This window comes from Paenibacillus sp. FSL R10-2748, from assembly GCF_038005565.1.
GTDB lineage: Bacteria > Bacillota > Bacilli > Paenibacillales > Paenibacillaceae > Paenibacillus > Paenibacillus polymyxa_B.
Window position 1 is genome coordinate 61,842 of record NZ_JBBOTK010000013.1, and the last position, 23,858, is coordinate 85,699.

Here is a 23,858-nt window from a genome sequence, read left to right on the forward strand (position 1 = left end):
CTGTTAATCAGCATATGATGGACGAAACCTCGTCATCTAAAGAAAAAAAAGCACTCCTTCATAAAATAATGAAGGAATGCTTTCATGTACAGTTGTGAGAAAATCAGATGTCTGCTTACCAGTTCAAACCATTGTCCCTGGCAATAGGCTCTTCCTTTACCAAAGTGTACATACTTGCAGCCTCGTCCTTGCGTGTAGTGTCGGCGAGCCGTTCCACTCGCACGGTCACCAGCTTCTGGCCAAACTGGACGGTAATTTCATCGCCTACTTTGACCGCACTGCTCGGCTTGGCTTCGCGTCCGTTCACCAGCACTCTCCCTTGTTCGGAGACGTCCTTGGCTACCGTACGCCGCTTAATCAGCCGCGAGACTTTCAAGAATTTATCAAGACGCATTAGTTAACGGCTTCTTTAAGCTTATTACCGGCTTTAAAAGCAGGAACGGTCGATTCTGGAATTTCAATCGTGTTACCGGTTTGTGGATTGCGGCCTGTACGGCTGGAACGCTTGCGTGTTTCGAAAGTACCAAAGCCGATCAGTTGCACTTTGTCACCGCTAGCGAGTGCATCTGTAATTTCACCAAGAACGCCATTCAATACAGCTTCAACGTCACGTTTGCTCAAACCGCTTTTGCTGGAAATATTGTTGATCAGATCTGTCTTGTTCATAAGATAAAAGCCTCCCAAATGTCAAAAAATAATCATCACGCTGCATGTCCATTTATGGAGCAGACGTGAGGTCCAACTGTGGCCGAAGCCCTCCTGAATGTCACTGTAACACGCTTAACTATAAGCTACAGTTATTTTCAGAATTACTACAAGTTATTCTGGCTTGTCCGTAAAAATCCTGCAATGACAGGCGTTTTTTTATTCGACCCCAGTTAAGCCAACATCCTACTACAAAACTCTGTCCATTGGCAAGTCTTCACAAACTGGGCCTTCTTTCAACCCTGCATATGTCTCATTTTACTGTTCTGTGCAGCCAAAAGCGAATATGTGGAATCACGCTTTGCCAAGGAGCTTTTTCGCTTCCTGCCAGTAAGTCTCCATTTCATCTACGCTGCTGTCTTCGGGACGGCGTCCCTGCTCGCGTAATTTCTGCTCAATATACTGGAAACGGTCGACAAATTTGCGATTGGTGGCGGACAATGCCTCTTCCGGATCTACTCCCATGAACCGAGCTGCATTCACTGCAACAAATAATACATCGCCTAACTCCAGCAACTGGGCTTCCACGGCATGCCCTTCACGAACCGCTTCCTTCAGCTCAGCCACTTCTTCGTCCAATTTATCGAATACGCCCTCAATGCTATCCCAGTTAAAGCCTACTTTAGCTGCTTTCTTCTGGAGCTTGTACGATTTCATAAGAGCAGGCAGATCACGTGGAACCCCATCCAGTACGGAAGGGTCTGCTGCCGTCGTGCCTTTAAGCCGTTTTTCCTCAGCCTTCATCTGCTCCCAGTTTTGCAGTGCCTCTTCCGCATCATTCGCTTGATTGTCACCAAATACATGTGGATGACGGAAAATAAGCTTATCATTCAGCCCCTGGATAACATCATACACATTGAAGGTTCCGACTTCCTCTTCCATTTGGGCATGCAGTAAAATTTGCAACAACAGATCGCCCAGCTCTTCCTTCATATGCTCAGGGTCGTCCTCATCTATCGTTTCAATGACTTCATACGTTTCTTCGATCAGATTTTTGCGGATCGACTGATGTGTCTGTTCACGATCCCATGGACAGCCTTCCGGACTGCGTAAAATATCGACAATCTCGTGTAAACGGTCAAAAGAACGCCGTTTCAGCGCCTCATCTTCACTGCGAGGTATGTATACCAAGGATAGGTTCCCGTAGCCCTCTACTCGATCTAGCTCGTACAGCGGCACCTTGTGCACCGCTTCCTCGCCTTCCACCCCAAGAGCGTGACCGACGTACACCTCATAATCGTCAGGATACCGCTCCATCAGGCACAGCTTCACATCAGAAGCCGTGAAGGTGTCATACACCTGTCCGATCAGCGTATGCAGCTGAGGCTGGAGCCAGCCGGCATCCAGTGTACCTGCGTCCAACAGTTGGAAACCCTCGATCGGATCAAAACCAAGACGCACAAAAGCCTCATCCAGGAAACTTTCGCCACCCAGAATGTTCAGTTCAATCCCTTGCGCAGGACAACGCTCCTTAAGCAACTGCACCGCTGCTTCTGCCACCATCGGGTGACCGGGAACCGCATAGACGATTTCGCTTCCGTCTGCCGCCTTAGCAGCTGTCGTAATTAATTGGCTGGTAATTTCCTCGTATACCTCTGGAAAGGACTCCTTTGTCTCATATACCTTGTCAAACGACTCAAAAGCCACTTCAAACTCATTCAGCACTTGAACCGCAGGATGCTCCTTGGTCCGCAGATAGAGCGCTGAAGCGCCCCGCATTTTGTTCAATATCCCTATCGTAAGCTGATCCGGATCTCCCGAGCCCAAACCTACGACCGTTAATGTTACGCTCATATCCAATCCTCCGTTTCGCAGAAACAAGGTTCATGCTCGAAAAAATATACGGCCTACCCCCGCTTCCGCTTCCTTTGCTTTGGGACTTACTATACCACAAAGTTGTATAGGCTCATAAAATGGCTGTGCCACTTTCGCGCCCTAAGCCCTATGCCTGGGCTAAGCCAGTACACGCAGCCTGCGCAGCACGGCTGCCAGCGGGCGTCCGAGCTTGGGCACCGCCACAAGCTCGGCTTCCGTGATCAGCCTCAAGCGTGCGAGGCCGATCACGAACACAACGGCGCCTGCTGCTACGCCCAGCAGGCTCTCCGCGGCTGCCGTGGCGCGACCTCCGGCAGCCCATCCCAAGGCACCCAGCACAGCGCTGGTGCCCCACATCGCCGCCCCGGCCGCACCAGCCAGGGTGATAAGCAGTGCCGCCGGCTTGAGCACGCTGGCGGACCAGCTCCCACGCAGGCCTACCAAGCGAGCCAGCAGCACGATGTTGATCACCGCCGCCAGCAGATAGGCGACAGCCCCCGCAATGGCGGCTCCAGCCGTGCCTAGCTGCGGCACGAGCAGCCAGTTTAGCAGCGCCTTGGCTACTGCGGCCGCGAGCATCGCCAGAGCCGGCGCGCGAACCGCGCCAAGCCCTTGCAGCAGCGCAGCCGAGATGATGCTGAGCGTACCGCCTACGGCGGTTAGCGCCATCCAGCGCATGACCTCGCTGCCGGTGTCGTCCGCATACAGCATCACATTGACGGGCACAGCCAGCACGATCAGGCCTGTCGCAGCGGCTAGTCCCAGCAACCAAAACCAGCGCAGCGATTGCTCGCACTGGCGACGTGCCAGCTCCGTACCGCCGGTCACCCGCGCCTCAGCCAGCGATGGAATGAATAATGCCGACAGTGTGGTAGCAAACATCATGACTAGCTGTACCAGCGGCAGACCTCGGTTATACACGCCAAAGGCCACCATAACCGCAGTATCGTCCAAACCCTCCTGCTTTAACAAGCGAGGTACGGTAAAAGTGTCTACCAGGCTAATTAACGGAACGGCTAGCGCTCCAAGGCAAACAGGCAAGGCGTAACGCAGCAGCGCCTTTAGCAAGGCACCGTTGCTTTCCGCCGGGTATAGCTCTCCAGTTTGTGCTTGCACTGTCGCCATGACCGTCCCTTGCCTTCTAAGCCTCTTCCTGTGATTTCGCCAATATAGCAACATGACGACCAATCCCGCTGCTCCACCTGCTGCTGAACCAAACACTGCTCCGGCGGCAATCATATCCGCCCCCGCTCCTTGCGACAGCATGAGCAGCAACAGCATAATCATCACGCTTACCCGTATCGCCTGCTCCGTCACTTGGGAGATAGCAGTCGGAAGCATATTTTGCAAACCTTGAAAATATCCTCTCAATCCCGCCATAACCGGTACGAACAAAAAGGCAAACGCCGCCGCCCTCACCGACGGAATAACGTGAGCATTGTCGATCCATTGACCAATGAGCGGCGCGCACGTATACATCAGCACGCCCAAGATCAATCCAAAGACACCCAAGACAAGCGAAGATAGCCGAGCAACACGTTGCCCCGCTGCCCGGTTTCCCACTGCCTCAAACTCAGCTACAAATTTGGATATTGCAGCCGGAAATCCAGCAGCTGCAATGGTAATGAACAGCGTATAAAAAGGATAAACCGTATTATAAATGCCAAACACGCCGTCGCCGCCGATATTCTGCAGCGGGATTTTTTGCACTGTGCCGATCAGCTTGCTCGCTACTGCTGCCAGTGTCAAAATGACAGCACCCCGTAGCAGCCGCGAAGCGGCGCGATTTTCCTGCATTCTCCGTCTTCACTCCCACCTGAAATATGCATCTTTCACGAGTCCTATTATACCGCCTCTTCTCCCGGAAAGAAAAAAAACCCTGTACAACGTAGGACGGCTTTCGCCATTCTGTACGTCATACAGGGGTGAAACGGGATGTTACTGTTCCATTTGTTTGCCCAGGAAGCCAGCGGCTGTTTCAGCCATTTTGATCTCCATTTCGGACATTTTTACATTTTCGTCCTTGTTCAACAATACAACGGAACCAATGGGATCACCACCGGAAACAATGGGAGCCGCCACAAAGGACGAGAGTGTTTCTTCGTGGTCTCGCGTTAGCTCATAGGAGCCGCTGGCTGTCTCCAGCACAGTTTTGCGATTATCCATACTACCTTCGATAATGCTACCGATTGGCTTGTCCAGAAACTCTTTTTTAGAGCCTCCAGCCACCGTAATAATGGTGTCCCGATCGGTAATCATTGTAATATGGCCCGTGCTTTCAAACAGGGACTCAGCATATTCTTTGGCGAAATCACCAAGTTCACCAATAGGTGAATACTTTTTCAAAATGACTTCTCCGTCACGATCCACAAAAATCTCAAGCGGATCTCCTTCACGAATTCTCAAGGTGCGGCGAATTTCCTTTGGAATAACTACCCGCCCAAGGTCATCAATACGGCGAACTATACCAGTAGCTTTCATTTCACATGTTGCCCCACTTTCTCAAGAAGAATTTAGTAAACTACTGACGGTATCGAAAGACGCTTCCACTCCCCCAGAAGCGGTCACGAAGAACGTCACGGTCATGGTGTTTATGGTGATATCTGACCATAGTATTCATCTGTTCCCAATTCCTTATGCATGTTCAGTTATTTACCTTCGTTTGTAGCTCCATCTTTGGCTGTTCCTGCATTGGTATCGCCCGTACCGTTTGTTGCTGCGCCCGGTGTAGTTGTGCTACCAGCACCGGAAGTTGCACCGCTTTTCTCTTGCGTAGCTGGTACCTTCGGCAGATTGATTTTCAAATCAAGCTTCGTCAAATCATTTTCGGTAAAGTTTTGGATACTTTCCCCGGCCAATTTATTTTTCAGGGCAGCCTTTTCGTTGTCTTTCAATTTATCAAACGTTGGCTCATTGCGGGACTCCACTTTGATCACGTGATATCCGTATTCCGTTTCCACTGGCTCACCGATTTTGTTAATCGGCTGAGTCTCAGCGGCCTCTTTAAATGCAGGTACCCATTGCGCTACGGATGCATTCTCATACAGACCTCCGTTAGACGCAGAACCTGGGTCTTCTGAATACTTCTTGGCAATCGTCGCAAAATCCGCTCCTCCGTCCAGCTTCGCCTTCACTTCTTTAGCCAGCTTGAGGGTGTCCTCTTTTTTGCGCTGTTTCTTCGTTTTAGGATCTTCGAAGTTAATCAATACATGACGCACGGTTGCTGTTGTGAATTGATCTTTATTTTTCTCAAATTCCTGTTTTAGCTGATCATCTGTTACTTTGTTAGTTTCGCTGTTGATTACCGTCATTACACGCGTGAAGTAATCTTTCACACCTTGTTCGGTCAGTTTTTTATCACTCAGAAATGTCTTGAACTTATCTTCTCCGACTGACTTTTTATACTGCTCCAGCTGTTCGTTCCCTTCTTTGGCACCCTGCTCCTTGGCTTTGTCGTCCGCTTTGGCCGCCAGAAGCTTGTACACCACTTCCTGCTTTACAATTTGCTCCCGTACCTGATCCGAAGCTAACGCAGCCTCATATTCCGGGTAAAGGAATTTCATCATGCTGATTTCTTGGTTGAACTCATTTTCGGTAATGGTTCCACCCTTATAGGTCACGACAACCTTGCTGTTGTCCTTCGGTTCATCCTTGACCTTGTTCTCATCCGCTTGCTTCGTACATGCTGCCAGCACGGATATAGCTAGCAGCGCTGCCATTCCCAAGGAGAGCATTCTCCAAGGTTTTCTTTTATTTAGTTGTGGCATTTTGCAGTTCCTCCTTCAATGTGAATGCTTCTTTCAATGCACTCAAAAATTGTTCCAGCAGTTCTAGCAACTGTGGATCATTTAGACCTTTGCCCTTTATGCGTGCGCTCATAGAAGTGCCCTGTTCAAATTGTACACGTCTTTCAAAGCGATTGCCAATCTCGGCAAGTTTAGCAGTCTGTACCGCCTGCTGGCGCCCTTCATGGAATTTCAACACTATATTGTCATCCCGTTGCACTATGGACTCGATGCCATACATGCGTCCATATACCTTGAGACGAGCCACGGCTAGCAAATGAAGCACAGCCTCTGGCAGATCGCCAAATCGGTCGACCAGTTCATCTTCCAGTTCAGAAGCCTCGTCAAAGGTGCTGACCGCTGCAACCTTTTTATAAATCTCAATCTTCTGGATGCTGTCATAAATATAGTCTCCCGGCAGGTAAGCATCGACGCCTAAATCAATCGACGTACTCCAATTCCGATTGGACTGATCCTCTTCTCCAAGTACGCTGACTTTACGTTTATTAATTTCCTCAGCTAGCATCTGCGAGTAAAGATCAAAACCGACGGATGCGATGAATCCATGCTGCTCAGCGCCAAGCAAGTTACCCGCTCCACGGATGGACAAATCGCGCATTGCAATCTTGAACCCGGAGCCCAGCTCCGTAAATTCTTTAATCGACTGAAGGCGCTTCTCTGCCACTTCCGTGAGCACCTTATCCCGCTGGTACGTGAAGTAAGCATAGGCAATCCGATTGGAACGACCTACACGCCCACGTAGCTGATAAAGCTGGGATAGCCCCATTTTATCGGCATCATGCACAATGAGTGTATTCACATTTGGAATATCCACACCGGTTTCGATTATGCTCGTGCTGACCAGTACATCATATTCGCCATCCAGGAAATCCAAAATAGTTTTCTCCAGTTCGGTTTCGGACATCTGTCCGTGACCCACGCCCACCTTGGCCTCCGGTACGAGCGCATTGATCTCTGCAGCCATCTCCTGAATGCCCTGCACGCGATTATACAGATAGTACACCTGCCCTCCGCGTGCCATCTCGCGTTCAATGGCCTCACGAACTAGAGTTTGGCTGTGCTCAACCACATAGGTTTGCACTGGAAAACGGTTTTCCGGTGGCGTCTCAATGACTGACAAGTCACGTACACCCAGCATGGACATATGCAACGTACGCGGAATAGGTGTTGCCGTTAACGTCAGCACATCTACGTTCGTTTTCAGCTTCTTCAGCTTTTCCTTATGGGTTACGCCAAATCGCTGTTCTTCATCGACAATCAGCATTCCCAAGTCCTTAAACACCAGATCCTGCGACAACAGACGATGGGTACCAATGACAATATCGACCGTGCCTTGCCGGACCCCTTTAATCGTCTCATTCTGCTCTTTGCGCGAGCGGAAACGGCTCAATACCTGAATATTGAACGGATACCCTGAAAAACGTTCACGGAACGTCTCATAGTGTTGTTGTGCCAAAATTGTCGTCGGTACCAGCACCGCTACTTGTTTACCTTCAATAGCAGACTTAAAAGCAGCACGAATAGCAACTTCAGTTTTGCCGTAACCTACATCACCGCATAGCAAACGATCCATCGGGCGACTCTGCTCCATGTCCTTCTTAATCTCTTCAATGGCCCGAATCTGGTCACGTGTCTCATCATACGGGAACATATCTTCAAACTCTTGTTGCTCAGGTGAATCCTTTTCAAAAGCAAACCCTGGTGCCGACTGTCGTTCTGCATATAGCTTGATCAAGTCATCCGCAATATCCTGAACCGAGCTGCGCACCTTACTTTTAACCCGTGTCCACTCATTGCCACCCAGTTTATAAATCTTGGGTTCCTTGTCCTCTGAGCCGACATATTTCTGAATCAGATCAATTTGTTCAATCGGCACAGACAGCTTATCTCCACCCGCATAGAGGACATGCATGTAATCCTTATGGATACCGCCAACCTCCAGCGTGCCGATCCCCATGTACTTCCCGATCCCGTGATTTTGGTGTACGACATAGTCGCCCACCTTCAGCTCGCTATAGCTCTTAATCCGTTCTGCATTGTCCACATGCCGGCCCTGCTTACGAGCTTTCCGCTGCTTCTGGGAAAACATTTCACCCTCGGTAATCACTGCCAGATGAATAGACGGCATTTCAAAACCGCTTTGCAGATTGCCTATAGCCATCGTCGGCTCATCAATACCGTAATCTTCAAGCACTCTGCGCATCCGGTCCAGACGTTCATCTCCACTCGCCAGCATCATAACCTGTGTGCCTGCTTTGCGCCAACGATCCATCTCCGCCTTGAGCACATTCATTTGGCCATGAAAATCCTGCATGCCTCGGCAGATGAAGTTCAAAATATTTTGTGGCTGGGTATGAGGAACCTGACGGAGGAAAATCGACAGGAACAACGTCTGAAATCTCCGGTTGTACAGCAGATTGTCCGCGTCATCTGACAGTTCTAGCTGCGGTAACGTTTTACCGTTTTGAAGCAAATGCAGATTCCATTCTGACTCATCTCGTTCCAGTTGCTTGGCTGTTTCCAGCATACGTGCCGGTTCATCAATAATCAGAATCGTATCTTCCGGCATATAGTCTGCTAGGGTTTTACGTTCAGGATACAGCAGGGAGATATATTTATAGATTTCGTCAAAATACACATGCTCTCGCAGCAACTCAATTTCACGATGGATCTCTTCTTTCAGATGCTGCTTAGCTTGACGATCCGTCATTTTGCCCAGCTGCTCCTCCAACAAAATAGCAGCGGCATCCGCCGCCTGGTCCATACGCTGGTTATTCGCAATAACTTCCTTACACGGTGTTACGGTAACGTCCTGAACCTTTTCCACCGAACGCTGATCTTGCGGATCAAACTTACGGATCGAATCAATTTCATCGTCAAACAGCTCCACACGATAGCCCCAACGGGTTGTCATGGGATAAAAATCAATAATTCCTCCGCGTACGCTCATCTCTCCACGTGATTCCACACGCTCTACACGCTGGTATCCCATCTCGACCATATGTAGCAAAAACGCTTCCAGCTGAATCGTTTCGCCTTCTTTCAGCTCAATACGAGCCTCACGCCATGTTTCCGGAATTGGCAGTAAACGTCGGACACCAGAAAACGGCACGACAACAATCCCACGAAAACCCTGGGCGCAGCGTATCAATACATCAATTCGTTGGGACAATGTCTCTGGACTGGATATTGCTGCTTCAGCAGCTACCAGCTCATTAGCAGGATACAATAAAACCTGATCAGGAGAAAGCGCTTCCTGTAAGTCATCTGCTATTTTTTGAGCGGCAAACATATTGTGCGTCATGACCATTAACGGTCGTCCGGTATCTTCGGCAAGCGCGGCCATCAGTACCTGTCGGGAAGAGCCTGATAAACCTGATATCAGTTGTTCCTTCATTCCTGATGATATACCTGCTGCAATGGATGCATAATCAGCATCCTTCGTAAAAGCCTGAATAAGTGCTTGTAACAAAAAAGGCACCCCTTTATGCTTATAAATAGTTACATGTAAACCGAAAAAGAAGCCTCAGCAATGCTGCCAAGGCTCCATAAGCGGAATTGCCGCTTCACCTCTCAAGCTGGTACATCCTACCAGTTGAATACCTGTTATTGGAGCGGATTAACGAGCAGACTCAGCTCAGGATTATTCTCCAATGCCTGACTGCAATGCTCGCAAATGACTTTGACGGTCACTTCACCACCCGAATTATACGCTATTATATCTCTACGTTCGGCAGGGGTCAAGGAATGGAAGCCCAACCTTTCTTCGGTTATTGCCGCGGAATCAATTCGTCCCAAGAAAGTTCGACAATGTCTGCATACATAATTAACAATCATGTAATGTATATGCCTCCTGAAAGTTTTCTATACCTTTCAGTATGTCCAACAATCTTCCATTTAAGCCCGTCTGCCTGCGTCTGAACTTACTTGTTGAATTCAGCCATCGTCCGTTCAAACGGATGACTCAAGCTATGCTCTAAGGCGTTGCACGTGTCCTCGATCATTCCGGCCAGTAATTCTTTTTCCTTCTTGGGAAAGGTACCCAGAACATAATCGACAATAGCATGTCCAGGTTCCGGGCGGGAAATGCCCATACGTATCCGATTGAAGGACTGCGTGCCGGTATGCTGAATGATCGATTTAATGCCGTTATGACCGCCTGCGCTACCTTGATAACGCAATCTTATTTTACCGACTTCAGTATCCAGATCATCGTACACGACAACCAGATCTTCCATATCGGCCTTATAGTAGTCCATATAAGCACGTAGAGACTCGCCTGATAGATTCATATAGGTCATTGGCTTAATCAGTACGGTTTTTACGCCACCAATGTGGCCTTCTCCAATCAACGCCTTGCATTTGCTTTGGTTAATCTGGATGTTATGACGTGAGGCAAGAGCATCCAATGCCATAAATCCGACATTATGTCTCGTTTTCTCGTATTGGGGACCGGGGTTGCCCAATCCTACAATCCACTTCATAACCTTGACACCCTCTTTCGCAGTCTGTATTTTTTGGTAAAATAGTTGTATTGAATAGGAAGGTGCGTGCCGGTATGCTCAATCAAGGTGATATCCTCTTATATGACAGCCATTTTCTATATCATTTAAAACATTCCGTTCCTGTCCAGATATATGACGGGAATGTACATATTCAGATTGGCATCGTTGCGCGTTTTAATGAGCATTTCGTCGAAATAGAGGACACACTATACAATCGTCAACGCTTCACATTCATATCTCGCCCAGGCTTTTAGCCTGACATGCTGATAGGGGTTACCTTTTCCATATGGAAAAGGCAACCCCTTTTTAATGAGCCAGCGCTTATTCGATTTCAAACAGTTTGCTGATCGACAATTCTTCATGCACACGGATGATAGCTTCTCCCATTAATGGAGCCACAGACAATACCTTCAGCTTGCTTGTCGGATTCGGGTGAACGATCGGGATCGTATCCGTCACAACCACCTCTTTTAATGGCGAATTCTCCAGTCTTTCCATAGCAGGACCAGAAAGCACAGCATGTGTACAACATGCATACACATCTTTTACGCCGCCTTCTTTAAGCGCATTTGCACCTAATACAATCGTTCCGGCTGTATCAATGATATCATCAATTAAAATAGCCGTTTTACCCTCAATGTTCCCGATGATATTCATCACTTCACTGACATTTGGCTCTGGACGACGCTTATCAATAATAGCGAGCGGCGCACTCAGGAAGTCCGCCAGCTTACGCGCACGAACAACCCCGCCATGATCGGGTGAGACGACAATCGGGTTCTCAATTTGCTTGGAACGGAAATATTGGGCCAAAATTGGCGCTCCCAGCATATGATCCACTGGAATATCAAAGAATCCCTGAATCTGCATCGCATGCAAATCCATACTGATTACGCGGTGAGCCCCCGCCTTTTCAATCAAGTTAGCGACAAGTTTCGCTGTAATCGGATCGCGTGAACGAGCTTTACGATCCTGACGAGCGTAACCGTAATATGGCATAACGACATTGATACTTTTGGCAGAAGCGCGTTTAAGTGCATCAATCATAACCAATAACTCCATCAAGTTGTCGTTAACCGGCAGACAAGTTGACTGCACAATATACACATGGCAGCCGCGTACGCTTTCCGACAGCTTAACCTGGATTTCACCGTCACTAAACGATGTGGTATGGGATTCCCCCATTGGGATGCCGATGTAGTCCGCAATCTGGTGGGCTAACTTCGGATTGGAGTTACAAGTAAATATTTTGAGTTTGGAATCGCAATAAGTCATTAATAGAAACCCTCCGTGCTGGTTCATTCATTACAGATTCAACAGCTTGCTGATTAAGGTCATTCCGATCTTTTCTTCTTCGCTTTGGCACGTGCGCGGATTTTGTCCGCATATCCGGCTTTGTTCTCTTGACGTGGTCTGGCAATGGCCAGATCGTTATCAGGGACAGCATGTGTTACAGTGGAGCCTGCTACAACATAAGCACCTTTTCCAATCTTAATCGGGGCGATCAGATTCACGTTGCTGCCAATAAAGGCATCGTCTTCAATTTCTGTAATAGATTTATTATATCCATCATAATTGACCGTTATTGCCCCGCAGCCAATATTTACGTTTGTACCCACCTTGGCATCACCGACATAGCTCAAATGAGACACCTTGGAATGATCTCCAATGGTCGCATTTTTCACCTCAACAAAATCACCAATTTTCACATGTTCGCCAAGCTTCGCGCCTGGACGCAGATAAGCAAACGGCCCCACAGAGGTACTGCTTCCCACTTCCGCTTCGTTCAACACCGAATGTTTTACCGTTGCGCCTGAATGGATAATCGTATTCTGAATCTCAGCCTGCGGACCAATCACACAATCTTCTCCGATTTGTGTTTGACCATGCAGCCATGTGTTCGGGTACAGTACCGTATCGGAACCAATAACAACCTCGCTCCCGATATAGGTAGAAGACGGATCAATGACAGTGACACCATTCAGCATATGCTTGCGGACGATGCGCTCACGCATATAGCCCTCAGCTACCGACAAAGCGACTCTGTCGTTAACACCGATGGATTCAGACACATCATCTGTCAAATACGCCTCAACCTGCTCACCTTCACCATGCAAAATACCAATGACATCTGTCAGATAATATTCCTGCTGTGCATTGGTGTTCGTTACCTTGTCCAGCGCTGCAAACAGCTTGGCATTGTCAAAGCAGTACGTTCCCGTATTGATCTCCCGGACAGCATCTTCCTCAGGTGAACAATCTTTCTGTTCCACGATCTTGAGCACGGCCCCGGAAGCATCACGGATAACTCGTCCATATCCTTTCGGGTCGTCCAACTCAGCGGTCAGAATCGTCGCAGCCGCCCCACGGCTCTCGTGCAGTTGCACCAAGCCCTCTAGCGTTTCCGCTGTGATCAAAGGAGTATCCCCACAAATGACAATGGTTGTACCTTTTTCCTGACCGAGCAAGTCCTTGGCTTGCTTGACAGCATGGCCCGTTCCCAACTGCTCTGCCTGAAGCGCATATTCTGCCGACGGTCCCAAATAAGACTGTACCGCCTCTGCTCCATGACCCACGACGACTACACTTCGGGACACACCGATTTCACGAACCGTGTCGAGCACATGCCCGACCATCGGTTTTCCGCACACCGGATGCAGAACTTTATATAATTTGGATTTCATACGTTTTCCCTGCCCTGCGGCAAGAATGACTGCCAACCTTTCCAACAAGTCCAACCTCCTATCCTGAAAATAACAGTTACCCCTTGGCTAAAACGTTAATTCCCAGATCAGATTTTGCTTAACTTTTCACAATCCTCCTGAAAAATAACGGCGAACCTTTGGTTAATGGCTATTTTTTCAGGCCAGCTTGTGCTGGACATTCATCCCCGGGACGCATCGCTGCCTAGTCCCTGTCTTATGAAAAAGCCGCTTCGGCAGCCCGGATGGCTCCAAGTTGCCTTAAAACTGACTGTTAACTCACTAAAGAATATATCTCATTCCAGACAAAAAGAAAAGAGAGCCACAGTTAGTGGCTCTCTTTTTCTTTTGTACCCCAATCCTGCTTTAGGCGAATTAAGCGCCTTCTTCAATAGCAACTTCTTCATCCACAGCTGCACGTTCGTACTCAGTCAATACAGCAGCTTGGATCTTCTCACGGGTTCCTGAAGATATCGGGTGAGCGATATCGCGAAACTCTCCGTCTGGAGTTCGTTTGCTTGGCATAGCTACGAACATCCCGTTATTACCGTCGATAACTCGGATGTCATGAACAACAAACTCATTATCAATCGTAATGGATGCAATCGCCTTCATTCTTCCTTCTGAGTTCACTCGGCGGAGTCTAACATCCGTAATCTGCATGTGTGTTTCACCACCTTTTTCCAAATAGGACTTGGTGTATACATTCCACACAGCAGTTCGAAATCCTTCTTTTTTTCGGCAATTCGTATCCTAAATTCAGGTAATTTTTTTGAAAAGATTTCTTTTCGACATATTTAGGTATTTTATGATGGATTGTGACAATTTACTGCCCTGTTCACTCATCAAAATAATTGCCCAGCTTGACTGTAATTTGCTTGCTTCGAGAATCGACTGCGGTCAGATTCGCCAGTGAAATATAATCGTGCAGCAGGCGCTCTTCGTTCTCCACCTCGCCTGATTCTACCAGCACACCTACACCGGCCACCTCAGCATCAAACTCAGCCAACAAATCGACCATCCCCTGAATGGTGCCACCGGCCTTCATAAAATCATCTACGATGAGCACACGCGATTTCTCACGCATCGCACGTCTGGATAAAGACATCGTATGCAGGCTCTTTTGTGATCCTGAAACATAATTAATACTTACAGCCGAACCTTCTGTCACCTGATGATCACGCCGTACGAGAACGACTGGCAAATTCAGCTGTGCTCCGGTTGCATAGGCAAGTGGAATACCCTTGGTCTCCACCGTCATAACCACATCAATCTGACGATTGGCAAAAGCGGTCGCGAATATTTTACCAGCTTCGTTCATCATCGCAGGTTGGCCCAGCAAATCGGACAAATACAGGTATCCTCCCGGTAATATGCGGTCAGGCTGCTCCAGTTGCGCACACAGGTCGTTCGCAAACGCAAGCGCATGCTGCTTGGAAAGCCTTGGGATCAGTTTGACGCCCCCTGCCGCTCCCGCCAGAGTCAGAAGCTCGCCAGTGCCCTCATCCTCAAATACTTCCTTGATGATGGCCAGATCCTCGCTTATGGACGACTTAGCTGCCCCGTAGCGATCCGCAAAATGAGTAAGAGGCACCAGCGTATGCGGCCGTGACAACAAAAATTGCGTCATTTCCACCAATCGTGAGCTTCTTTTAAGTTTTTTCACAACAATTCCTCGCGATCTATTCTCCTGCCGCCCGCTTTGTACAGTAAAGCACCGGCGGACTGGCCGGTTGCTGGCGGAATGTAAGTGATATAGTAAAATCCGAATATTTAATAGTAAATATATCATCTTCGTACGTATTTGTACAACAATTACCACTATAATAAGAAAAAAATATCTAAAATCAGGTCAAAAGTCGTACTGCATACACATCTTTACAAAACCCTCTTAGTCCGTTGTAAATCCGTGGCACTTTGGCTTCCTTCGATACCAGTCCGAACACTGTAGGTCCACTACCTGACATCAGCACACCATCTGCTCCTAAGCGGATCATGGAGCTTTTAAGATGCTCTACCTCTGGATACAGCTTTAGTGTTACATCCTCCAGTACATTCCCCAGCGCGTTGCATACATCGGTAAAAGAGGCGTTACGGATCGCATGCTCCATCTGGCGGGCAGACGGGTGGTGCGTAATCTGGTCTGCTTTGACACGACCATACACTTCAGCCGTCGACACATTAATCGGCGGCTTCGCAAGGATCACCCAGCATTGTGGCGGATTCGGAAGTGGCTTGAGCAGTTCTCCGCGTCCGCTCGCTAAAGCTGTACCCCCTGTAATACAGAAAGGTACATCTGATCCCAGCTCAGCACCCAGCACCCTTAATTCTGCATCCGAGATGCCAAGCTTCCATAGCTTGTTCAGTCCACGCAGCGCTGCGGCAGCATCACTACTTCCACCCGCCAACCCTGCCGCCACCGGGATATGCTTATCCAGATGGATGTGGACGCCCGTAGACACGTTATAACGTTCTTTGATCAGACGCGCAGCCTGAAAAGCCAAGTTCTTTTCATCCAATGGTATGTACCCGGCTTGACTTGAAATAATAATGGTATCACGCGGTAACTCGGACATCGTCAATCGGTCAGACAGATCGACCATGGTCATAATCATTTCGACCTCGTGATAACCATCGTCCCGCTTACGTAGAACATCAAGCATTAAATTGATTTTCGCCGGTGCTTTTTCATATATTTTCAAGGCGTTCACCCACCTTCAACTTTTCCCTCAAGACAGCTTAACATATTATATCAGACTCAGCGTGTCAAGTCATGAGGTTCAAAAAAGCGGAGATGACCCGGTCTAATCCCGGATATCCCCGCTTTTCATCAGCACCACCGATAGCTACGATTTGCGGGAAGCTGCCTGCTCGGCAAGTTGGATAGCCCGCTTGACCATATTGCCCGCATCCTTGGCTTTAATGCCTCCCCAACCTTCTTCCTTGACCGTGTCGTAAAACCCAAGATCTTTGGCCAGCTCGTACTTTAGCTCCTCCGACATGACACTCCGTCTTCTTCGGCTCATACATACGCCTCCTTCGGCAATGGAATAAGGAAGATCATTCCCGGCTTAGTATGTGCAGAGATGTCATGCTTCATCCTGCTCTGTATATACAAAACGGCCCCGTCATTTGAAATGACGAAGCCGTCGTTAAACCTGCAAAGCTGGTATAAATCACGAAATCAATTAAGGTGTTTCAAAATATTCGACTACACTTGTATGGGAGTCGGGATCATATACGCTGACTTCCACCGACTCGGTAAGGATGTCAGCATAGCTGTAGGAGACACGTTTAAACGTCTGTTGCTCCTGATCCAGCTTGACGATAAAAACAGAAGGGTACGTTTCTTCCAAGACACCAGTTCGTTCGACGGTCTTACGGCGTCCGCCGTTAGCCCGCAGCAAAATTTTTTGCCCTACATGTGCGTCGAGACTGCGTTTGATTTCCAACAGCGTATTTTTAGCCATTGCCTAACGACCACCTCTTTCCTTGTCCATTATAACGAATTTTAGAGGGATTGTCAAATCAAGCTAAATATTATAACAACACGAAAAATAAGTTGTCAATTTAATTTTTTGCGAACAGGAATAATTTATATAAAAAATGACAAAAAGCCTCTAAAAGCAGAGGCTTTTTGTTCAGATTAATCCTATTGGCACATTTGAATCCTAGATTGCGGAAGGCGTTACTTTAAGCGTAGACAAATTTTCAAGCTTCGGCAGGCCGATGCGATAGCTTCCCCTAGTTTCAATTCCACCCACTCCGCGGCTGCCACTGATTGTCTGGTGAAACAGGTCCCCCATGTTGACCGTATCACGGATCGAAGTAAAGGCCGCCTTGGCAGCCACGTAAACGGGGTCCAGCGCGTGAATCAGGATACGCCCTGGTGAGCTGGCAAAGTTCGCTCCCGCACGTAGCAACGCTTCAAAATGGGACTGGCACGCCCCCGCTACAATCGTCAGCGAATCCAGATGACGTTCATATTGTCTTGCTACCTGAATCGCCGCCACAAAATTTTGCGAATTTTTATAACTTTTCAAGCTGTACAAATCATAAGGCTGTGGCTGCTTCAGCACACCGTCATGTCCGGTAATGACCACGATATCCGGACGGATACGGGGAAGCAGTCGGTACAACGTGTCCGCCATTGCCGATTCGTGAACGTGATGTCCCTCTGCAGGAACACGGAGCTGTTCATATAAACTGAGACATTTTTTCAAATAGCCGGGATCCCCATCCAGATGAAGAACCTTTCCCGGCATTTCAAAATACGTTGACTCGACCGGATCACTCCAGTCCCCAACCAGAGCTGCCTGACTACGAGCAGCTTGCTGCTGGCGTGCCCGTTGCAACAGATTAAGAGACTCACCAGCCTTAATATGGGCCTGCTGAGTCTTACCGCTAATCTGGTCTGCAGGCACTCTGACCAGATCGTTCACCGGGGAATCGGCCAGCAGCCGAAATTCTATTCCCTTAATGATCGCTTTATCCCGCTGGATGTCCTCAACACGAAACGTGACATCTCCGCCGTACGATTTCCGAACGACCAAGTCTCCTAAACTCATCACACTGTATCACCCCTCCTATATCGTATGGGTGAATGCACAGTTTGGTTCCAGCTTAGGATATACCTGCCTCCAACAGCACAGCGCTGAGACGCGCAAATTCCTCAATACTTAGCGTTTCTCCTCGACGGGAGGGTTCAATACCAGCTTGTTGCAACAACGGCTCCAGCGTGTCCCTGTTCTCTTTGGTGAAGAAACGGCTTTTTAAGTTATTGGAAATGGTTTTACGACGCTGGGCAAAAGCAGCATGAACCACTTCAAAGAAATGCTTCTCATCCACCACTTCCACTGGAGGGGCTTCCCGTACACGCAACCGGATGACTGCAGACTCCACATTCGGCTGGGGAATAAATACTGTATTCGGCACAATACAGACTAATTCAGGTTCGCTGTAATATTGCACCGCAATGCTCAGGCTGCCGTAATCCTTCGTTCCAGGAGACGCAGCCATACGCTCAGCCACTTCTTTTTGGATCATAACGACGATATTCTCCAGAGGGAGCTTGTCCTCCAGCAGCCTCATCAGAATCGGTGTAGTAACGTAGTACGGCAGATTAGCCACGACACTTACTTTGCTCACGTCTGCAAAATCGGCTGCGAACACCTCGCGCAAATCCAGCTTCAACACATCTCCATGACGTACCTTCACATGCTCGTAAGGGGCCAACACTTCTTCGAGAATTGGCAGCAGCCGCTGGTCAATCTCGACAGCGGTAACTGCCTTGGCCGATTGGGCTAGCTTCTCGGTCAAAGCACCAATCCCAGGACCGATCTCAAGTGCGCCCTTCGTCTCATCCAATCCGGCAGCATTTACAATCTTATTGAGAATATTCTGATCAATCAGGAAATTTTGTCCCAAACTCTTTTTGAACGAAAAACCGTGCCGTTGAATAATGTCCTTCGTACGCCGCGGTGTTGCTATATCTTGAATCCCTGTCATACGGATATCACAATCCTTCACTTTCAATTTGTGCCAGCGCCCCGGCAAATTCCTCGCGGCTGATCTGAAATACAGAGAGCCGTTTATGTAGCTGCTTTCCGTTACAATAACCAATACCCAGCACATTCCCTAAGGCCATACGGCGTGCAGCAGCATTGGGATGGGTGATGAGTCCAGCATCAATCAGGTCCGCCCACTCAATCAGCGGGTCGGCGCCTTCCACTGTCGTATGGACCCGTGCAAGAGCGTGTCTGATCGCTTCCGGTGAGGCATTCTCCACGCCAATATCTCCTTTACGCGTCGCTTCTGCCTCGGGTATAAAGGCCTGCTTGCAGCCGGGTACCTTGGAAGCGATAATCTTACGGATGCGCTCCCCTGCATGATCGGGATCGGTTAAAATGATGACCCCCCGCCGCTCCTGCGCCAATGCAATTTTACGCAGCGTCATTTTATTAATGGCGGAGCCGCCAGTTTCTATCGTATCCGCTTCAACAGCGCGGCGAATGGCCACCGTATCATCCCGGCCCTCTACCACGATCACTTCCTTGATCATTTGCGTTTCCCTCCACTGCTACACAGCAAGCTATATTTATCTTTCCCTGCTTTTGAAAACAAAATAAGAAGAGGATATCCTCTTCTTAGCATGGCATAACTATGTTGTTAATACTATCGCATTGCCCTCAACATACACAACCTGTTTTAGTTGATTTCAGGCTTTACCGGTCCGATAACATAAACGGTTTTACCGTGCTTACGACCAAATTGGTTGGCTCGGCTCAAACTCTCATAATACACATCGATTTTGTGGCCTTTAATCGCGCCACCGGTATCCTCCGCACGGCGGAAGCCCACCCCTTCGATATACACCCACCAGCCGATTGGAATTACACTCGGATCGACCGCGATGGTGCGTCCTTCCGTGACACGTGCGCCGGATGCAGTACGTGTACCGATACCTGGCTCCTGTGAGGAATACGCCGTCATGGAGACATTTTGTAAAACTTTGCTATATTTAAAATTGACGCCTGCTTTACGGACAGCACTGCCCGAACTAACCGTTGTTGCCTTAACCGCATCATTGGGACCGACGGAAGCAGCCAGAACGACCGGTTTTTTCTTCGTTCCTACTGCAATGACTTTATCCACACGGTTCTGTGCAACCTCCTTGTTAACCAGCTGTTTGGATACCAACTTTCCATCATGATATACCTTTTGAACGTGCTGGACGACCACACCCGATTTGCCGCTTTGAATGACCCGATTATCGCCTTTATAAAGACTCGGATCGGCCGTTTTGATGACCTGATAAGGCACCTGTTTTTTCTGTTCGACCTGCTGTTTCTTCACACGGACGATTTTTATGTCCATGTTAGACGAAACAGAGGCATCCAACGCAGGATAAACTTTATCCGTTGATGATAATTTATAGCCCGAGGTACGAATGGCACCTTCTACTGTATTTTCTGTTGTGTACAGCTTTTTCGTCTCATTGCCTGAAGATACTTTGACTTGATTGGCACGTTTAATGACTACGCGATCGCCATCCTGTATTGCTCCATTTAGCGGCATGGAAACTGTATCATGCGGCTGAAGTGAAATGGAATGCTCGCTCAGCAAATCTTGAAGCTTGGATTCCCGGGTTTCTACCGCAGACGCCTTGCCATCGATGACAAAAAAGACTTGTTTTTTAGATTGCGTGTACATCAGAATTGAAATCATAATCGTTAGCGCGATTAGAAATATAGCAACCAAAGCAGCCTGGCGCACATTCTCTTGCTTCCAACGCAATACGTAAGACATGCTGGATGAGCGTGACTCATGGGTATCCTTTTTTTGGAAAATGCCCATTTCCTCCGTCCTCCTTACATAGCCCGCCGTCTGGAGTAAGACATAGTTGAGATTTGACGTGACTATAACAGATTTTCTACAAGACAAGCCCAAACTGCGACTGTCCTGCACCATGTACCCGTCTTCGCGGCATGCTGTCCTCCCCTGTTTAACCACAGTATGATGACAGATTTTCTTTTATTCACAACAAAAAAAGCCAGAGAAAGAGACTAGAGAGCTCTTTCGTGGCTTCCGGCATGTGTGAATATGCGGGAAAACTCATGCACGAGATGGCTTCTCTCTTGTTACGCTTACGGGGTTAGCTGTCGGGTTCGGACGTAGAGAGTCGCCCTAGCTTGGGTCAACCGCTCATGGCGGTCGCCTTCACATTCACCCCGAAGACCCAGAAAGAAATCGAAATACGGCTCCTCCACCTATTCAATCCCATCCGGGGAAAGAATTTCGGTCGAGCCGGCCTGGCGGAAGAGACGTTCCCTTCTTGCACATATGCCGGACGTACTGTAAGCCATATCGGTTCCCCCGTTCCCTGTAAAAGGGACTCAGCGAGACTGGTTCATGAAATGACTTGTTGATGTTTACATTCAAACAACAATTCACTGAAAAGATGATATCCTGTTTCTATGCATGTTGTAAAGCAGGTTTCAAGTACATTTTTTAAAATATTCGGTTAAAATATTGTAATATTCTCGAGTTTCCTGCAACAAATTCATGATTAGCTTCGTCTATCTCTTTATTTTGATCGATTTCTTCACTTTTTCATTGAATGTCAAATCGTTCCAGGGCATTTTGGGTCGTTATTGACACTAATTCCTCCACTGTAATCCCTTTGATTTGGGCTGCAGCCTCTGCTACCAGTCTCACATGTGCAGACTCATTTCGCTTCCCACGAAACGGATGAGGCGTCAGATAGGGAGCATCAGTTTCAATGAGCAGACGGTCCAGCGGCACCTGTGCGAGCACCTCTTTTGGCTGCTTGGCATTTTTGAACGTTATTGGACCACCAAAGGAAAGGTGAAATCCCATATCCAGCACCATTTTGGCTGTCTCCCAGCTACCCGAAAAGGAGTGCATGACTCCTCCAATCTCACTCGCTTTTTCCTCGCGCAATATCCTAACAATATCTTCATGTGCATCCCGGTTATGAATAACAATGGGCATTTTGAGCTCACGAGCCAGACCAATTTGATTTCGAAACACCCGATGCTGCACATCCTTCGGTGATGTATCCCAATAATAATCCAGACCGATCTCTCCGATGGCTACAACCTTTTTATGACTGCATAACGATGCAATCCATTCTAGATCGCCCTCCTGCATTGTAATAGCATCCTGCGGATGCCATCCAACTGCCGCATAAATAAAATCATACGTCTCGGCCAATTTCATAGTGGATGGAATGGTCTCACGATTAAATCCGATATTGATCATCCGTGTTACTCCTGATTCGACAGCACGTGCTATAACTTCTTCACGATCTTCGTCAAATTGTGGCGCATCCAAGTGAGTATGAGTGTCGAATAAATCCAAGGTTTACATCTCCTTTTTTTACTTACATTTCTATATAGTTGTCTATTCTTTGACAAAATAATTCCTTATTTCGGCAGGAAGCCTGTCTTTTACCGCGTTCAATTTATTCTGGGGAAAATACATATGATATTTTCCTCGGTGAATACCACTTATTGAGCGCACAATTTCCGAAACTTCGGATATTTCACTCACCTCGCCCTGACGTCCAAGCAGTAAAATCTGGTTGTCCGTCGAGCCACCCTGCCGAAACACATCATAAGGAAGATCTGTCGGAAAATCAATTTCAAAATCATATTCAGGGTGCAAACCAGCCTCTTTCAAAGCTTCTCTAATACTGTCAATGGTATCTGTATCCATATTTTCAATCTCTACATATTTATACAATCTACGGTCCATAAAACGGCTGCTCAAATCACTTAAAATCTCGTCCTTTTCTCGTTTCCACTGGCTAAATACGGTCTGGATTAATGACTCGTCGAGCATCAGATATTGCTCTACTGTAAGCTCTCCTTTCAACAGATCCGGCAGCGGGTCCAGCAGAAAACCAAACTCATATCCGTTTTTAAACAATTCCTTTGCTCGCTTGAAAATTTTACGTAAAAGGATTTCCGAGCTGCGTGTTACAGGATGAAAATAAATTTGCCAATACATCTGGTAGCGTGACATTAAATAATCTTCTACTGCATGCATGCCTGATTCCTTCACAACAATTCTCCCATTATGAGGACGTAGCAGTCGTAAAATACGATCCAAATCAATTGTGCCGTAGTTGACACCTGTCGAATGAGCATCCCGCAACAAATAATCCATACGGTCAGCATCTAGCGGACTGGTTACCAAGTTGACAACGATTGGCTTATCATACGTTTTGGCTATAACCGCAGCCACCTTTTGTGGAAGCTTGTCGTCGACTTGCCGTAGCACAGCGTTGATCTTCGTGTCTCCCAGTACAATGCGGCATGTCCAATCCTCATGGTTCATATGAAAGGCTTCCTCAATTGAATGAGAAAATGGGCCATGCCCCACATCATGCAATAGGGCTGCACACAGAGCAACCAGCCTTTCCTCCTTCGGCCAATCTGGGAAATCTCCACGTTCAAATTGAGAAATAATACGTCTCGTAATCTCATATACGCCCAATGAATGTGAAAAACGGCTATGCTCCGCTCCATGAAACGTAAGATACGATGTGCCTAACTGCCGTATGCGCCGTAAACGTTGGAACTCTGGCGTGTTGATCAACCGCCATATCACAGTATCCTGAACATGGATGTAATTATGTACCGGGTCTTTAAAAACTTTTTCTTCACTGAGTGGCTGGTGCAAGATATCAGCTCCTTTAATATTCGGAATAATGGATTAAAATACAATAAAATCCTAAATGATTTCCCTCATTCGACATTCTTTGTCGTAATATGTCGAATTATAGTTTTTCGACATTT

The 23,858-nt window shown here is 47.9% G+C and carries 23 protein-coding genes and 1 riboswitch; of the genes, 1 reads left to right on the top strand and 22 read right to left on the bottom strand.

Annotated features, from left to right (window positions below; all coding sequences use genetic code 11):
* Positions 1–115: 115 nt before the first annotated feature.
* The 9 genes from NSS66_RS25300 to pth form a co-directional block, all read right to left on the bottom strand.
* The gene (locus tag NSS66_RS25300) at positions 116–394 is read right to left on the bottom strand and encodes an RNA-binding S4 domain-containing protein (protein ID WP_016818913.1); all 279 of its coding nucleotides are present in this window, start codon (positions 392–394) and stop codon (positions 116–118) included.
* Positions 394–666: an HU family DNA-binding protein gene (locus tag NSS66_RS25305; protein WP_007428028.1), complete on the bottom strand. Its 273-nt coding sequence runs from the start codon at positions 664–666 to the stop codon at positions 394–396. The genes NSS66_RS25300 and NSS66_RS25305 overlap by 1 nt, the downstream gene beginning before the upstream one ends.
* Before the next feature lie 333 nt (positions 667–999).
* The gene (gene mazG / locus NSS66_RS25310) at positions 1,000–2,499 is read right to left on the bottom strand and encodes a nucleoside triphosphate pyrophosphohydrolase (protein ID WP_068938701.1); all 1,500 of its coding nucleotides are present in this window, start codon (positions 2,497–2,499) and stop codon (positions 1,000–1,002) included.
* 159 nt (positions 2,500–2,658) lie between these two features.
* Complete coding sequence (locus NSS66_RS25315; RefSeq protein ID WP_340960051.1) at positions 2,659–4,317, bottom strand: putative polysaccharide biosynthesis protein; 1,659 nt, start codon at positions 4,315–4,317, stop codon at positions 2,659–2,661.
* Positions 4,318–4,458: 141 nt separating this feature from the next.
* Positions 4,459–5,001: a stage V sporulation protein T gene (spoVT, locus tag NSS66_RS25320; protein WP_023986438.1), complete on the bottom strand. Its 543-nt coding sequence runs from the start codon at positions 4,999–5,001 to the stop codon at positions 4,459–4,461.
* A 167-nt stretch (positions 5,002–5,168) separates the two neighbouring features.
* A complete protein-coding gene (locus NSS66_RS25325) occupies positions 5,169–6,287 on the bottom strand; it encodes a peptidylprolyl isomerase (RefSeq protein ID WP_023986437.1) in 1,119 nt (372 codons plus the stop codon).
* Entirely contained in the window at positions 6,271–9,798 is a 3,528-nt protein-coding gene (mfd, locus tag NSS66_RS25330) for a transcription-repair coupling factor (RefSeq protein ID WP_076295904.1), read from the bottom strand. The genes NSS66_RS25325 and mfd overlap by 17 nt, the downstream gene beginning before the upstream one ends.
* 134 nt (positions 9,799–9,932) lie before the next feature.
* The gene (locus NSS66_RS25335) at positions 9,933–10,163 is read right to left on the bottom strand and encodes an anti-sigma-F factor Fin family protein (protein ID WP_013308128.1); all 231 of its coding nucleotides are present in this window, start codon (positions 10,161–10,163) and stop codon (positions 9,933–9,935) included.
* A gap of 86 nt (positions 10,164–10,249) precedes the next feature.
* Positions 10,250–10,810: an aminoacyl-tRNA hydrolase gene (pth, locus tag NSS66_RS25340; RefSeq protein ID WP_023986435.1), complete on the bottom strand. Its 561-nt coding sequence runs from the start codon at positions 10,808–10,810 to the stop codon at positions 10,250–10,252.
* A 74-nt stretch (positions 10,811–10,884) separates the two neighbouring features.
* On the opposite strand from pth, the gene NSS66_RS25345 reads away from it, so the two are divergent.
* On the top strand, positions 10,885–11,085 hold the full coding sequence (locus tag NSS66_RS25345) for a hypothetical protein (RefSeq protein ID WP_023986434.1): 201 nt from the start codon (positions 10,885–10,887) through the stop codon (positions 11,083–11,085).
* 67 nt (positions 11,086–11,152) lie between these two features.
* Here NSS66_RS25345 and NSS66_RS25350 read toward each other — a convergent pair whose 3' ends face one another.
* The 13 genes from NSS66_RS25350 to NSS66_RS25410 all read right to left on the bottom strand — a co-directional run bounded on the left by NSS66_RS25350 (position 11,153) and on the right by NSS66_RS25410 (position 23,742).
* The gene (locus NSS66_RS25350) at positions 11,153–12,106 is read right to left on the bottom strand and encodes a ribose-phosphate diphosphokinase (RefSeq protein ID WP_013308125.1); all 954 of its coding nucleotides are present in this window, start codon (positions 12,104–12,106) and stop codon (positions 11,153–11,155) included.
* A 59-nt stretch (positions 12,107–12,165) separates the two neighbouring features.
* Entirely contained in the window at positions 12,166–13,563 is a 1,398-nt protein-coding gene (gene glmU / locus NSS66_RS25355) for a bifunctional UDP-N-acetylglucosamine diphosphorylase/glucosamine-1-phosphate N-acetyltransferase GlmU (RefSeq protein ID WP_080658680.1), read from the bottom strand.
* Positions 13,564–13,908: 345 nt separating this feature from the next.
* A complete protein-coding gene (gene spoVG, locus NSS66_RS25360; RefSeq protein ID WP_007428016.1) occupies positions 13,909–14,196 on the bottom strand; it encodes a septation regulator SpoVG in 288 nt (95 codons plus the stop codon).
* A 175-nt stretch (positions 14,197–14,371) separates the two neighbouring features.
* A complete protein-coding gene (purR, locus tag NSS66_RS25365; RefSeq protein WP_013308122.1) occupies positions 14,372–15,199 on the bottom strand; it encodes a pur operon repressor in 828 nt (275 codons plus the stop codon).
* Between the two features lie 181 nt (positions 15,200–15,380).
* Positions 15,381–16,235: a 4-(cytidine 5'-diphospho)-2-C-methyl-D-erythritol kinase gene (gene ispE / locus NSS66_RS25370; protein WP_013308121.1), complete on the bottom strand. Its 855-nt coding sequence runs from the start codon at positions 16,233–16,235 to the stop codon at positions 15,381–15,383.
* Positions 16,236–16,379: 144 nt separating this feature from the next.
* Positions 16,380–16,559, bottom strand: coding sequence for a small, acid-soluble spore protein, alpha/beta type (locus NSS66_RS25375; protein WP_007428013.1), 180 nt, complete (start codon positions 16,557–16,559; stop codon positions 16,380–16,382).
* A gap of 162 nt (positions 16,560–16,721) precedes the next feature.
* Entirely contained in the window at positions 16,722–17,003 is a 282-nt protein-coding gene (gene veg, locus NSS66_RS25380) for a biofilm formation stimulator Veg (RefSeq protein WP_013308120.1), read from the bottom strand.
* Positions 17,004–17,204: 201 nt separating this feature from the next.
* Positions 17,205–18,101, bottom strand: a complete 897-nt coding sequence (gene yabG, locus NSS66_RS25385; protein ID WP_023986432.1) for a sporulation peptidase YabG — start codon at positions 18,099–18,101, stop codon at positions 17,205–17,207.
* A gap of 55 nt (positions 18,102–18,156) precedes the next feature.
* Entirely contained in the window at positions 18,157–19,041 is an 885-nt protein-coding gene (gene rsmA, locus NSS66_RS25390; protein ID WP_013308118.1) for a 16S rRNA (adenine(1518)-N(6)/adenine(1519)-N(6))-dimethyltransferase RsmA, read from the bottom strand.
* Between the two features lie 7 nt (positions 19,042–19,048).
* Positions 19,049–19,594 carry a ribonuclease M5 gene (gene rnmV, locus NSS66_RS25395; RefSeq protein ID WP_013308117.1) on the bottom strand — a complete coding sequence of 182 codons (546 nt, stop codon included), beginning with the start codon at positions 19,592–19,594 and terminating at the stop codon, positions 19,049–19,051.
* A 146-nt stretch (positions 19,595–19,740) separates the two neighbouring features.
* On the bottom strand, positions 19,741–20,889 hold the full coding sequence (locus tag NSS66_RS25400) for a 3D domain-containing protein (RefSeq protein ID WP_023986430.1): 1,149 nt from the start codon (positions 20,887–20,889) through the stop codon (positions 19,741–19,743).
* A gap of 271 nt (positions 20,890–21,160) precedes the next feature.
* A riboswitch (cyclic di-AMP (ydaO/yuaA leader) is annotated at positions 21,161–21,444 on the bottom strand.
* Positions 21,445–21,645: 201 nt separating this feature from the next.
* Positions 21,646–22,416, bottom strand: a complete 771-nt coding sequence (locus NSS66_RS25405; RefSeq protein WP_068938706.1) for a TatD family hydrolase — start codon at positions 22,414–22,416, stop codon at positions 21,646–21,648.
* A 42-nt stretch (positions 22,417–22,458) separates the two neighbouring features.
* Positions 22,459–23,742 (bottom strand): HD domain-containing protein, encoded by a 1,284-nt coding sequence (locus NSS66_RS25410; protein ID WP_023986428.1) that lies wholly within the window; start codon positions 23,740–23,742, stop codon positions 22,459–22,461.
* Positions 23,743–23,858 lie beyond the last annotated feature (116 nt).